Annotated in this window: 12 protein-coding genes; 7 read left to right on the top strand and 5 right to left on the bottom strand. The window is 56.0% G+C overall.

The window, feature by feature from the left end; genetic code table 11:
• Positions 1-157: 157 nt before the first annotated feature.
• From pptA to pdxR, 3 genes are all read right to left on the bottom strand, one after another.
• Positions 158-388: a tautomerase PptA gene (gene pptA / locus FGI04_RS07015; protein ID WP_407273377.1), complete on the bottom strand. Its 231-nt coding sequence runs from the start codon at positions 386-388 to the stop codon at positions 158-160.
• A gap of 299 nt (positions 389-687) precedes the next feature.
• On the bottom strand, positions 688-1,782 hold the full coding sequence (locus tag FGI04_RS07020; protein ID WP_342700995.1) for an ABC transporter ATP-binding protein: 1,095 nt from the start codon (positions 1,780-1,782) through the stop codon (positions 688-690).
• 388 nt (positions 1,783-2,170) lie between these two features.
• Entirely contained in the window at positions 2,171-3,658 is a 1,488-nt protein-coding gene (gene pdxR / locus FGI04_RS07025; RefSeq protein ID WP_342700994.1) for a MocR-like pyridoxine biosynthesis transcription factor PdxR, read from the bottom strand.
• A gap of 125 nt (positions 3,659-3,783) precedes the next feature.
• Between pdxR and FGI04_RS07030 the strand changes: the two genes are divergently transcribed.
• The 5 genes from FGI04_RS07030 to FGI04_RS07050 all read left to right on the top strand — a co-directional run bounded on the left by FGI04_RS07030 (position 3,784) and on the right by FGI04_RS07050 (position 10,043).
• Entirely contained in the window at positions 3,784-5,049 is a 1,266-nt protein-coding gene (locus FGI04_RS07030; protein WP_407321469.1) for a 4-aminobutyrate--2-oxoglutarate transaminase, read from the top strand.
• Positions 5,050-5,069: 20 nt separating this feature from the next.
• A complete protein-coding gene (locus FGI04_RS07035; protein ID WP_407336492.1) occupies positions 5,070-6,530 on the top strand; it encodes an NAD-dependent succinate-semialdehyde dehydrogenase in 1,461 nt (486 codons plus the stop codon).
• Between the two features lie 323 nt (positions 6,531-6,853).
• On the top strand, positions 6,854-7,885 hold the full coding sequence (locus tag FGI04_RS07040) for an ABC transporter substrate-binding protein (protein ID WP_407336493.1): 1,032 nt from the start codon (positions 6,854-6,856) through the stop codon (positions 7,883-7,885).
• Between the two features lie 34 nt (positions 7,886-7,919).
• Positions 7,920-9,191: an ABC transporter permease gene (locus tag FGI04_RS07045; RefSeq protein WP_342700990.1), complete on the top strand. Its 1,272-nt coding sequence runs from the start codon at positions 7,920-7,922 to the stop codon at positions 9,189-9,191.
• Positions 9,192-9,224: 33 nt separating this feature from the next.
• Positions 9,225-10,043, top strand: a complete 819-nt coding sequence (locus FGI04_RS07050) for an ABC transporter permease (protein ID WP_029456449.1) — start codon at positions 9,225-9,227, stop codon at positions 10,041-10,043.
• Positions 10,044-10,125: 82 nt separating this feature from the next.
• Here the strand turns inward: FGI04_RS07050 and FGI04_RS07055 are convergent, their stop codons facing one another.
• Entirely contained in the window at positions 10,126-11,019 is an 894-nt protein-coding gene (locus tag FGI04_RS07055; RefSeq protein WP_407336494.1) for a LysR family transcriptional regulator, read from the bottom strand.
• 98 nt (positions 11,020-11,117) lie between these two features.
• On the opposite strand from FGI04_RS07055, the gene FGI04_RS07060 reads away from it, so the two are divergent.
• Both FGI04_RS07060 and FGI04_RS07065 read left to right on the top strand, forming a co-directional pair.
• Positions 11,118-11,720 (top strand): glutathione S-transferase, encoded by a 603-nt coding sequence (locus FGI04_RS07060; RefSeq protein WP_407336495.1) that lies wholly within the window; start codon positions 11,118-11,120, stop codon positions 11,718-11,720.
• Positions 11,720-12,574, top strand: coding sequence for a pyridoxamine 5'-phosphate oxidase family protein (locus FGI04_RS07065; RefSeq protein ID WP_407337400.1), 855 nt, complete (start codon positions 11,720-11,722; stop codon positions 12,572-12,574). Before FGI04_RS07060 ends, FGI04_RS07065 begins: the two co-directional genes overlap by 1 nt.
• 44 nt (positions 12,575-12,618) lie before the next feature.
• Here the strand turns inward: FGI04_RS07065 and FGI04_RS07070 are convergent, their stop codons facing one another.
• Entirely contained in the window at positions 12,619-13,398 is a 780-nt protein-coding gene (locus FGI04_RS07070; protein WP_407336496.1) for a DeoR/GlpR family DNA-binding transcription regulator, read from the bottom strand.
• Between the last annotated feature and the right edge of the window lie 55 nt (positions 13,399-13,453).

A 13,453-nucleotide genomic window follows, 5' to 3' on the forward strand; every position in this document is an offset into this window, starting at 1 on the left:
GGGAAAAGCCGTGGTGGCGAACGACAGACAGGTCGATTTGTATAACAAGGCCCATCATGAGCCTTGTTCTTGACGGGATAACACGAATTTCTGCACAGCAACCAGTGTGCACTCCATCTCGCGGTTGAACACCGACAACGTGCTGCATGTGTTGACGTTACATCGAATAGCCCGGTTTTTTGGTGAGGTTATCCAGTTCTGGACCGATTTCGATATCGTAAACGTCGTCTTTCCAGCGTTCTGGCGTGACTTCGGTTAGCGCCACCGAGATAGACTTGTCTTCCGCGTTCAGGTACTTCTTGAGCAGGTCGCTGATATCGTTTGCCAAATCCTGTTTGACGGTTTCCGGCAGATTGCGGGGAAAATACTTGATGGCAACATGTGGCATAGCTAAGACGCTCCGTGTGTGAAAGTGAGTATCGGGCGAGGGGGATAGCGCTGAAACGCCAACCGCCTGTGGCATGAACCCTATGGCATAAACGCTATAGCATGAACTCTATAACATGAATATATAGTGGCATGGTTTTGGGCAGACGACTATCTGCTCAAAGACGACGGTTTACCTAACGAAGATGATTTACCCAATGAAGGCGCGCTACCCAAACGGAAACTAGCCGGATTAACTGAGCGGTACATTAACAGTTCGGCGTTGATCGATGGCGAGATCCGCGCCGAACCGTGGCGTATTTACTGTACGACGACCACATCCAGTGCGCGCAGGTGCTCCGGCAACCAGGATAAGTGGATTTCACTGCCAATTTGCCAGTTCGGGTTAACGTCGCTGGCAGGCAGTTTCACCATAAATTGTGGCTGCCCGGCCACCTCGGTCATCATGCGAACGTGATCGCCAAGATAGATAAATTGCTGGATATGGGCGCGAACCTGCTGGGCACCATCCGGCAGGACGCTGGCGTTAACTTTTACCCGCTCCGGGCGAATGCATAGATGGATTTTTTTACCCGGTGAACTGGGGCGTACTTTCAGCGCGCGCAGGACGGTGCCGTCATCCAGTTTAGCCTGATAATAATCGCCATCGCTGCCGCATTGGGTGGCAATCAGCGTATTGTTTTCACCGATAAATTGCGCCACGAAGGTATTTTGTGGGTGTTCGTAGATATCACTCGGGCTGTCCATCTGTTGGATGATGCCGTCATTGAACACCGCCACCCGGTCTGACATGGTCATCGCTTCGCTCTGGTCGTGGGTGACGTACACCACGGTAAGTTCTAACGCCCGGTGCAGTTCCTTGATTTCCAGTTGCATATGTTCGCGAAGTTGCTTGTCCAGCGCGCCCAAGGGTTCATCCATCAGTACCAACCGGGGTTCAAACACCAGCGCTCTGGCCAGCGCCACGCGCTGCTGCTGGCCACCTGACATCTGCGCCGGGTAGCGGTCAGCCAGATTAGCCAGCTTGACGCGGTCCAGCACGCGGTCCACTTTCTCTTTGATGTCACTGCGGTTCAGGCGGCGAATGGACAGTGGAAACGCCAGGTTTTCCGCCACCGTCATATGCGGGAACAAGGCATAGTTTTGAAACACCATGCCGATGCCGCGCTGATGGGGGGGCAGGTTGTGCAATGGGGTGTCACGCAGCAGGATTTCACCCTGCGTGGGCGTTTCAAACCCGGCCAGCATCATCAGACTGGTGGTTTTACCGGAGCCGGATGGGCCCAGCATGGTCAGGAATTCACCTTCCTGAATATCCAGATTCAGGTTTTTGACCACCAGACGATCGCCATCGTAGGTTTTTTGAATATTTTTGAAGCTGACGTAGGTTTTCATTCTTCCCTTCTCTCACGTGTCGTAGCTCGATGCTGATAATGACTTATGCATAAGTCGTGCCTGATACTTAATTGAGAAACTTTTCTTATTAGTTTGGGATAAAAAAGAGGCGTCAGATGTTCAGCCGGTTACCGAGATGAACGCGAATGTCCGGCTATTACCCTGTGTATTAACAGTGCATAGTGCACAGCATTAACACTGGTGCAACAAACAGAATGCCTGAACAGTATGGTGCATTGTTTGCTGAGATTGCATCAAAATGGTGATTTTTTGTTAAACAAAAGCACCAGCGTTGTGCAGTGGTGCGAACAAAAATGTGAGGTTGGATGAGGGCTACTGCCACCAATTGGGGCGGGTGGCGAGTAGGGCGCTCGGGCTCTCTGGGGCCTTAGCCGAGCTGCTTTTCCAGCGCGCGTAAACAGCGAAGAATCACGTCAAACGCCTGTACCATTTCAGCCTCATCGACACCAGCGTAACCGAGCAACAGCCCGCGCTGATGCGCTGGGTGCAGGTAGTAACTGGAAAGCGGTTTAACCATCACGCCGTGTTGCAGAATACGGGCGGCCAGTACCACATCATCGATGGGGTCGGGCAAGCGCAGAATCAGGTGTAGCCCGGCGTTACTGTTATAGCCGAGGTAGTCATCCCCCAAATGCTGCACAATCAATTCGCTCAGCAGCGCGCGACGGCGGGCGTACAACAGGCGCATACGGCGGATGTGAGCGGCGTAGTGCCCTTCACTGATGAACTGGCTTAGCGTCAGTTGCGTCAGCAGGTGCCCGCCACGGTACAACTCGGCGTGCGCTATTTTCAGCTCCCGCGCCAGTTGCGGCGGTAGCACCATGTAACTGACTCGCAGCCCCGGATAGAGTGTTTTGCTGAAGGTGCCGATGTAGATAACCGGAGGTTGTGTCTGGAGCCCCTGCAAAGCCGGAATCGGGCTGCCAGAAAAGCGGAATTCGCTATCGTAATCGTCTTCAATCACCCAACTGTTGTGTTCCTGCGCCAACGCCAGCAGCCGCTGGCGACGAGTCAGGCTCATCACCGCCCCCAACGGATACTGGTGTGATGGCGTAACGCAAATCAACCGGGGCACCGAGTGCGGCGAGACATCGTCCGGCGGCACCATGCCTTGCTCATCCACCGCCACTGGCGCGACACGCAGACCATTGATGGTCAACACATTGCGCATGCCCCAATAGCAGGGGTCTTCAATCCATGCCAAATCACCCGGGTTGCACAGCATTTTGGCCAGTAGATCCATCGCCTGATGGGTCCCTTCGGTGATCAGGATTTGTTCCGGCGTACAGGTCACCGAACGCGCCACCCGCAGGTAGTCCACCAGCGCTTGTTGCAGTTCCGGGCAACCGCCGATCGGCGAATAAGAGAGCTGTTCCGGCTTCAGGCGGCGGGACAGGCGGGTCTGCAACCGCCGCCATAGGTCATGCGGAAAGCTGGCGATATCCGGAACGCCCGGCATAAACGCGCCCCACTGGCGAGCCGATGCACCGGCATACCCCAGCAGATGCATACCCCGTCGGGAAATTTCCTGTACGGCCGGGCGTAGTGGCGACAACGTATCGTCGCGCATATCCGGCGTATGGGTGTCTGGCAACTGTTCGGTGACGTAACTGCCGCTGCCGGTACGGGTCTCGATATAGCCTTCCGCAAGTAGTTGTTCAAAGGCGGCGATCACCGTATTGCGCGATAGCGATAACTGCTGCGCCAGGTCGCGGGACGAGGGTAAACGCCGCCCCGGCGCGATATCACCGGAAAGAATCGCCAGGCGGATGGTGTCGTACAGCCGCTTGTTAAGGGTGCCTTCCAACTGGCGTTCCAGCCCCTGCAGCAGCAAATCGGTCAGTAATGAGCGCAAAGTGGATCCTTTAAATATTAAAAACTGGCTCTGGATTATAGGGCCATACAGGAGATAAATAACAACATCGTAACGTCAATCGTCAACCCTTATTGGGTGGTGTGTTCATCGAATCGGAGCGGAAAATGAGTAACAGCGAATTGAATCAACGTCGTTTGGCCGCCACGCCGCGTGGCGTGGGTGTGATGTGTGATTTCTATGCCGACAAGGCGGAGAATGCCACCCTGTGGGATGTTGAAGGGCGCGAGTATATTGATTTTGCGGCCGGGATTGCGGTACTGAACACCGGCCACCGTCACCCTAAACTGTTGGCGGCGGTACGTGAGCAACTGGAAAAATTCACCCACACCGCCTATCAAATCGTGCCTTACGGCAGCTATGTGGCACTGGCGGAGCGTCTGAATGCACTGGCACCGATCGCCGGCCCGGCCAAAACGGCTTTCTTCACCACCGGGGCCGAGGCGGTTGAAAACGCAGTGAAAATTGCTCGTGCTTACACCAAGCGCCCTGGCGTGATTGCCTTTGGTGCGGCGTTCCACGGCCGTACACTGCTGACCCTGACGCTGACCGGCAAAGTGGCTCCGTATTCCACCGGTTTCGGCCCGTTCCCAGGGTCCATTTTTCATGCGTTGTACCCGAATGCCCAACACGGCGTTACGGTAGAACAGGCGCTGGAGAGCATTGATCGCATTCTGCATACCGATATCGGTGCCGATCAGGTCGCGGCCATTCTGCTGGAGCCGGTACAAGGCGAAGGGGGATTCAATGTGGCACCGCCGGAATTCATCCGTGGTGTACGCCAGTTGTGTGACAAATACGGCATGTTGCTGATTGCTGATGAAGTACAGAGCGGCTTTGCCCGTACCGGCAAGGTGTTCGCGATGGAGTATTACGACGATAAAGCGGACCTGATCACCATGGCGAAAAGCCTGGGCGGCGGCTTCCCGATTTCCGGCGTGGTAGGGCGTGCCGAGGTGATGGACGCACCGGGCCCCGGCGGGTTGGGTGGTACCTATGCGGGTAACCCGCTGGCGGTGGCCTCGGCGCTGGCCGTACTGGATGTGATTGAAGAGGAACAACTATGCCAGCGTGCTCAACGCCTTGGCGCTACACTGGTTGAAGCGCTGGAACAGGCGAAAACCGCCAACCCGGCGATCGCCGATATCCGTGCCCGTGGCTCTATGGTGGCGGTGGAGTTTAATGACCCGAAAACCGGCAAACCGAGCGCGGAAATCACCAAAAAATACCAGCAAGCGGCGCTGGAGCAAGGGCTGCTGTTACTGACCTGTGGTACGCATGGCAACGTGATCCGTTTTCTGTATCCGCTGACCATTCCGGATGCCCAGTTCAGCAAAGCACTGTCTATTCTGGCCCAGGTTCTGGCGAAGTGAGTGTGAGCGAAAAGGTAGCTATGCAACTAAAAAATAAAGCGTTATTCCGCCAGCAATGTCTGATTGGCGACGAGTGGCAAGACAGCCATAACGGCGCTCGACTGAGCGTGAACAACCCGGCGACCGGTGATGAACTGGGCAGCATTCCACTGGTCACGGCGCAGCAGACTCAGCAGGCGATTGCGCAGGCTGAGCAGGCGCTGGTGGTGTGGCGTCAGCGTACTGGTAAAGAGCGTGCGGCACTGATGCAGGCATGGGCGCAATTGATTCGTGACCATCAGGACGATTTGGCGGCGATCCTCACCGCTGAACAGGGGAAACCGTTGGCGGAAGCCCGTGGGGAAATCGCTTACGCTAATTCGTTTATCGACTGGTTTGCCGAAGAGGCGAAGCGGGTGGAAGGCAGTGTGTTGCAGTCGCCGCAGGCCAATCAACGCCTGCTGGTGATTAAGCAAGGCATCGGCGTATGCGCGGCGATCACGCCGTGGAACTTCCCGGCTGCGATGATTACCCGTAAAGCGGCGCCTGCATTGGCGGCCGGATGCACCATGATAGTCAAACCGGCGGAGCAGACACCGTTCACCGCACTGGCGCTGGCGCAGCTGGCGCTACAGGCGGGCATCCCTGCGGGTGTGTTGCAGGTGGTGACTGGCGAAGCCGCCTCGGTGGGTAAAGTGCTGTGTGATAGCCCGGTCGTGCGCAAGCTGAGCTTTACCGGTTCCACCGAAGTTGGCCGCATTTTGATGGCGCAAAGTGCGCCGACGGTGAAAAAACTGTCGCTGGAACTGGGCGGCAACGCGCCGTTCATCGTATTTGACGACGCCGATCTGGAACTGGCGATAAAAGGCATTCTGGCGTCCAAGTTCCGCAATAGCGGCCAGACCTGCGTTTGTGCCAACCGCATTTATGTTCAGCGGGGTATCTACCCGGCACTGGCTGCACGGCTGGTGGAGGAAGTGGAAAAACTGAACGTGGGCGAGGGGACGCAACCCGGCGTGACGCAAGGCCCGTTGATTGATCAGGACGCGGTCGGCAAGGTCGAGTCGCATATTAGCGATGCCCTGGCCAAAGGGGCGACGTTGCTGACCGGCGGTTCACGCCATGCGCTGGGCGGCACGTTCTTTACGCCGACGGTGATAGGTGGCGTAACACGCGAGATGCGGTTTGCGCGAGAGGAAACATTCGGGCCGGTGGCGCCGTTGTTCCCGTTTGACGATGAGGCGCAGGCGGTGGCGATGGCGAACGACACCGAGTTTGGCCTGGCAGCCTACGTCTATACCCGTGACGCCATCCGCCAGTGGCGTGTGCCGGAAGTGCTGGAGTACGGCATGGTCGGCATTAATACCGGCCTCATTTCTAACGAAGTGGCCCCATTTGGCGGGGTAAAACAGTCGGGGCTGGGACGCGAAGGTTCACGCTTCGGCATTGAGGAATACCTGGAGATGAAATATCTCTGTGTTGACCTTACCCCATCAGCCTGACGACGGATGCATTCGGATGAACAAGGATGTTCATGTCAGGAACGGCCGGGCCAGTCTGGTGCAGTCCGCTAACCGATTGCACCATAACAAGGCAAATCAACCACCGACTGTCGCAGTAAAAAACAGTCTATCAGATTAAAAATAACACCAGCACTGTGCAGTTTGCACAGTGTGGGACTTCCACGGCTCCATCCGGCGGTTTTTAATCCAGTCGATAGAAACTGGCATGAAAACTGCTATACAGAATGATGTCATGCATCAAAAAAATTTAAGGGTTTTCCCCTTGTGGACATACGTTGACTACTCTCTTTAGGAGCCAGACCATGTTGAAAAAATTTGCACTATCCGCTCTGCTCGTTGCCATGGCTTCCCAGAGCTGGGCTGATAATCTGACCGTGATTTCCTTTGGCGGCACCAATAAAGATGCACAGGATAAGGCGTTTTATAAGCCGTTCCAGGCCGCGGGCAAAGGCACGATCGAAGCCGGTGAATACAATGGTGAAATGGCTCGTATCCGCGCAATGGTGCAGACCGGGCAGGTTGGCTGGGATGTGGTGGAAGTGGAAGGCCCGGAACTGCTGCGTGGATGTAACGAGGGACTGTTTGAACCGCTGGACTGGCAAAAGCTGGGTCATCAGGCTGATTTCGTTAAAGGTGCCGTCTCTGAATGCGGTGCCGGGATTTTTGTCTGGTCCACGGTGCTGACTTACAACGCCAATAAATTACAGCAGGCCCCCAAAAGCTGGGCTGATTTCTGGGATGTGAAAAACTTCCCCGGCAAGCGCGCGCTGCGCAAGAGCGCCAAGTTCACGCTGGAAATCGCGTTGTTGGCTGATGGTGTGAAGCGTGAAGATGTCTACAACGTGCTGGCGACCCCGGCGGGTGTTGATCGCGCGTTCAAAAAACTTGATCAGATCAAATCCAATATTCAGTGGTGGGAATCCGGTGCACAGCCGTTGCAGTGGCTGGTGGCTGGGGATGTGGTCATGACCTCTGCCTACAATGGCCGCGTAGCCGTGGCGCAGAAAGAAAAACCGGGCATCAATATCGTCTGGAAAGATGGCCTGTACGATTTGGATAGCTGGGCGATTGTAAAAGGCTCCAAGCATAAAGCGCTGGCTGAACAGTTTATTGCGTTCGCCAACCAGCCGGAAAACCAAAAGGTGTTTGCTGAAAACATCGCTTATGGGCCGACCAACAGCAAAACCACCGCGTTACTGAGCCCGTCCATCAGCAACAACCTGCCAACCGCTCCGGATAACCTGGCGCAATCGGTGCAGGTCGATACCGAATTCTGGATTGATCACGGCGAAGAGCTGGAGCAGCGCTTCAACGCCTGGGCTGCCCAGAAGTAATCCTGAACCGGTATTGAACAAGGAGAGCACGCTTATGTCCCAGAATGAGATGTTGAAGGCTAAACCGCCAGTCGGTAATCAGGAAGGTCGCACCAGTCTGAAACAGCAACTGCGTCAGGCGCAGGCCCTCTATCAGAAACGGTCGCTGTTGCTGATAGCACCACTATTCCTGTTTATTCTGGTCAGTTTTCTGTTCCCGATACTGTCGATTCTGGGCAAAAGCGTGTCTAACCCGGATTTGCGCGTCAGTATGCCAATGACGGTGGAGGCGATGCGGAACTGGCCCGGCAAAGCGGTGCCGGATGAAAGTGTGTTTCGTGCGCTGGTGAGCGACCTGCGTAATGCTCGCAGTACCGGGCAGGTCGCTACGATCACCAAGCGGCTGGGGTATGAAGATAGCCAGTACCGCACGCTGATTACCCGTACCCTGCGTAAACTGCCGTCGGATGAACAGCCGGGGCTGCGTGAACAGCTGATCGCCGAACAGCCGATGTGGGGGGAGCTCAACACCTGGAAAACCATCGAACGAGCGTCGAGTCCGTTTACCAGCTATTACCTGCTGGCGGTGTTTGACCATAAGGTTGACCCACAAACCGATAAGGTGGTGGCACAGCCGGCAGATCAGGCGTTGTATGTCGATGTGCTGATGCGCACGTTGCTGATGGCCGGTGTCGTTACGCTGCTGTGTGTGGCATTGGGTTATCCGTTGGCTTACTGGCTGGCGAAACAGCCGGATAACCGCGCCAATTTATTGATGATTCTGGTGTTGCTGCCGTTCTGGACCTCGTTGATTGTGCGCACCGCCAGTTGGATCGTGTTGCTGCAATCCGGCGGGCTGATCAACCGTTCGTTGATAGGTCTGGGCATTATTGATGAGCCGCTGGTGCTGGTGTTTAACCGCATCGGTGTCTATATCTCCATGACGCATATCCTGTTGCCGTTTTTTGTGTTGCCGCTGTATGCGGTGATGAAAGGTATTTCGCCTAACTATGTGCGGGCGGCGATTTCGCTGGGCGCGCATCCGTTTCTGGCGTTCTGGCGGGTGTATGTGCCGCAGACTTACGCCGGGGTGACGGCCGGTGCGTTGCTGGTGTTCATGATGGCGATTGGCTACTACATTACGCCAGCGCTGCTTGGCGGGCCAGGCGACCAGATGCTCAGTTATTTCGTGGCGTTTTTCACCAATACCACCATGAACTGGGGAATGGCGGCCGCGCTGGGGACGCAACTGTTGGTGATCGTAGTACTGCTGTATGTGGTGTATATCCGTGTTACCCGCACCGACGCCGAAGCGGCGGCGCGTTAAAAGAAGGAGCAAGCGATGAAACCGATGAAGGAAATGAGACAACAGGGATCGCAGCTGTTGCGGGTGTGGAATGGCTTCTTCAATTTTTATGGCGCGGCGATGTTGCTGTTTCTGATCGTGCCGGTGCTGGTGATCGTACCGCTGTCGTTTAATGCCGGGTCGTTCCTCAGCTACCCATTGGCCGGATTTTCCCTGCGCTGGTATCGGGAGTTTTTTCACTCCAGTGAATGGCTCGGTGCGTTGGGCAACAGCCTGCTGATCGCGCCGCTGGCGACGATACTGGCAACCGTATTGGGCGTGCTGGCGTCGGTGGGGCTGGTTCGCGGTGAGTTTCGCGGCAAGTCGTTGGTGATGGCGGTACTGATTTCACCAATGATTGCCCCGGTAGTGATCGTAGCAGTCGGGATGTTTTTCTTCTTCGCCAAGCTGTCACTGCTCAATAGCTACATCGGGTTGGTGCTGGCCCATGCGGTGTTGGGGGTGCCATTTGTGGTGATTACCGTCACCGCGGTGCTGAAAAATTACGACCAGAACCTGACTCGTGCTGCCGCCAGCCTGGGTGCGCCGCCGTTGCTGGCGTTTCGTCGGGTAACCCTGCCGCTGATAGCCCCTGGCGTTTTCTCCGGCGCACTGTTTGCGTTCGCCACCTCGTTTGATGAGGTGATTGTGACGCTGTTTCTCGCCAGTCCGCGGCAGCGTACGTTGCCATTGCAGATGTTCGCCGGGATCCGCGAAAACCTTGACCCGACTATCGCAGCCGCAGCGACGATGATGGTGGCTGCCGCGCTGGTGCTGTTGGTGGTGATGGAAGTGCTGCGTCGTCGTTCGGAGAAATTGCGCGGCGGGCATTGATTCCAACCGTGGATAAGCGCCATTGCTGACTATGGGTATAAGACCTCTGCTGCGATGATGGCTGCGGTACTCGCCGTAGCCATCATATACTTTTCTGTAATCTTTCCTGCAACTGCTCGCAGGCAAACTCCCAGAACGCTCTCACCCGGCGAGGCATCAGTTCCCGATGCGGCGCAACCAATTGTACCGGAAGGGGAGCGGGTTCCCATTCCGGCAGCAGATGAACCAGCGAGCCGTTACGAAAATCGTCCTCCAACTGATAACTGAGCAAGCGAACGATGCCATAACCCGCGCGAGCCGCTACGCACTGTGCTTCTACGTCATTGGTGATCAACCGTGGAGAAATAGGTACTTTGACCATCGCTCCATGTGCGTCAAAGCGCCACTCCACCACTGGCAGCAGCGATCCGGCGATCACATCATGGTGAGCCAGATCGCCCGGCTGCACGGGTGTCCCCCGCACTGCAAGATAAGTTGGGCTGGCTGCCAGCATACGACCAACACTGCCGACCTGGCGGGCAATCATTGATGAGTCTTTCAGGTCGCCAATTCGTACCGCCATATCCAAACCTTGCTCGATCAGATCCTGATTGCGGTCGTTGAGCAGCAGTTCTATCTGAATATCCGGGTGCTGTGACAGAAACGCTATTACCACTGGTGTGACGTGACGACGGCCGAATTGTACTGGTGCGGTCAGACGTAACATACCGCGGAGTTGGCTCTCGTTAGATTCCTGTACCGCCTCCTGATAATCCGCCAGCAGCATGCGGGCGCGTTCTGCCAACCGTAGACCGGCTGGGGTTGGGGCAATTTTGCGGGTGGTGCGTTCCAGTAAGCGAGTACCCAGTCGCTGCTCCAGCGCCGCAATGGCGCGGGTAACGGCAGGGGCCGAGCGGTGTAACTGACGTGCAGCGGCACTCAGACTGCCTTGACTGACCACGGTAGTAAAAATAAGCAGCTCATCAAGACGGTCCATTATTATTCCATAAAGTGAAATTATCTATTTCATCTGGCAGGGATTCACATTACTCCAGGAAAAAGTAGTCTGGCAACAGAACTTCACAGGAGAAAACCATGTCCCGTTATTTGTATGCTACGCCGTTGTCCGGTCATTGCCATCGAGTGTGTCTGCTGCTGAACATGCTGGCGTTGCCTTATGAGGTTATTCCCGCGCCTGCTGACGTGCGTACCGATGCTGAATTCAAACGTCTTAATCCATTCGGCCAGATTCCTGTGTTGGTCGATGGTGAGGTCACGCTGGCCGACAGCGCTGCCATTATGGTGTATCTGGTCAAACGCTATGCGCCGGATAGCCACTGGTTGCCGGATGATCCGCAGACTGCGGCGCAAATTACCCAGTGGCTGGGCAAAGCCGCCGGGGAGATTCGTTATGGTGTCGCATCGGCGCGGTTGATCCGGCTGTTCGGTGTTGATGAAGACTATGATTCCGCGGTGCGTGTAGCGCAGCGTTTCCTGCCTCAGATGGACGCCCATTTGCAGGTGCGCGACTGGCTGGTGAGTGATCAGCCAACTATCGCCGACCTGGCTTGCTATGCGTATGTGGCAGCGGCACCGCAAGGCGGCATCACGTTGGAATCCTGGCCGTCAATCAGGGCTTGGCTGGCGCGAGTGGCGGCGTTACCCGGCTTTGAACCGTTGCCGGAACCGGGTGCGTGATGGTGAGCTTCCACCCTGATGAACGTCGTGCGCAACAGTATGCAGGCTTTTCCGTCTCTTCGGCCGCAATTCGTGATGCGATGCCGATACAGCATCAACAATTTTTCGCTGGGTTACGGTTGTTTTTTATTGCTACACGCGGTCGGGATGGGTGGCCGGTAGCAACGGTGTTATCGGGCGCACCTGGCTTTTTATCAACGCCGGATGCGCGCCAGTTGCTTATTGGAGCCATGCCAACCGAGTCAGATCCGTTGACGAGCGCGCTGTGTGTCGGCGGTTTGATAGGCGGTCTGGGGATCGATTTTATGACCCGGCGTCGAAATCGGGTGAACGGTGTCATTGACGCGCTGGACGCAAAAGGGATCAGGCTGGCGGTGCGAGAGAGCTTTGGCAACTGCCCGCAGTATATCCGGCAGCGATGTCTGATGCCGTTGGTTGGCACCGAGACGACTTGTCAGGTGCATGACGGTGTTGACGATGATGTCAGGAGGATATTACACCGTGCGGATACCGCCTTTGTCGCCAGCTACGGCTGGAATGGCATGGATATTTCTCATCGTGGGGGGCCAGCCGGGTTTATCCGTTATCGGGATGGACGGCTGTGGATACCTGATTTTCGCGGCAACCGTTATATGAACACACTGGGTAACCTGTTAGCTGAACCCCGCGCCGCACTATTGATCCTGGATTGGGTGAGTGGTGATCTGTTGCAGATTCAGGGTGATGCTGCCATTCATTGGCAACAGCATGATGAAGCTAACACAGTGGAAAGCGCTGAGCGCTACTGGTCGTTGCGCCCTTATTGTGTATGGCGGCTGGGGCCATTGCTGTCAGTGTGTGGCCCCGATAGCTAAGCGAGAAGTTGGCGAGAAGGTCATCGTGCCAGGTTGCGCCTGTTTTACGGCGTGCCGGCAAACCGTATAGTCATTTTTTTGTCGCGAAAAGGCGCGAGTTTATCTGGCGCAATGGTCGCTTCCACCACCAGTGTGGCGATGTCTTCGCAGGGGATGACATGGTAACGGGCGATGGCCGGGAGTTTGTCCGAGGTCATCGCCACCACAACCTCGTTGCTCTTGCCCACCGCCGCGTGTTTGAACTCGGCATCTTCATAGTCAAACACCGTTAGCCCTTCGCTGGTATCCAGTGCACAACCGCCCAGAAAACAGAGATCGAAATAGATATTCTCCAGCTGTTTTTGCGGTGTGATACCCAGTGCGCCGCCGGTGTGGGGCTGCACCCGCCCGCCGAGTATGATCACCTCGGCGTGGGAGGATTGCATCATTTCCAGCGCGATAGCGGGCGAATTGGTGACGACAGTGACGGGCAACGCAGGCGGGATCGCCCGGGCGATGGCGAGGTTGGTCGAGCCAGAATCGATAAATATGCACTGGTTCGCCTGAATCAACGCGGCGCAGGATTGCCCCAGCCGGTCTTTCGCGTCGCTGTCGGCAGAAGCCCGGGTAATAAAATGCCCGTCAGCCGGTGCCAGGCTGACCGCACCGCCATATACCCGCTTGCATACACCTTCTCGCGCCAGTTCCTGCAAATCACGCCGGATGGTGTGTTCCGATACCTGTAACTCTTGCGACAGTAACGTACAAACCACCCGACCTTCCTTCGCTAATCGATCGCGGATCAACGATTGTCGTTGTTCAGGAAAAGATGCATAATCGAGCATAAACAAGCCTTATAATTAATTTAATCGAGCACAACGAGCAAAATTAATCACTGGG

The organism is Dickeya ananatis (genome assembly GCF_019464615.1).
GTDB classification, from domain to species: Bacteria; Pseudomonadota; Gammaproteobacteria; order Enterobacterales; family Enterobacteriaceae; genus Dickeya; species Dickeya oryzae.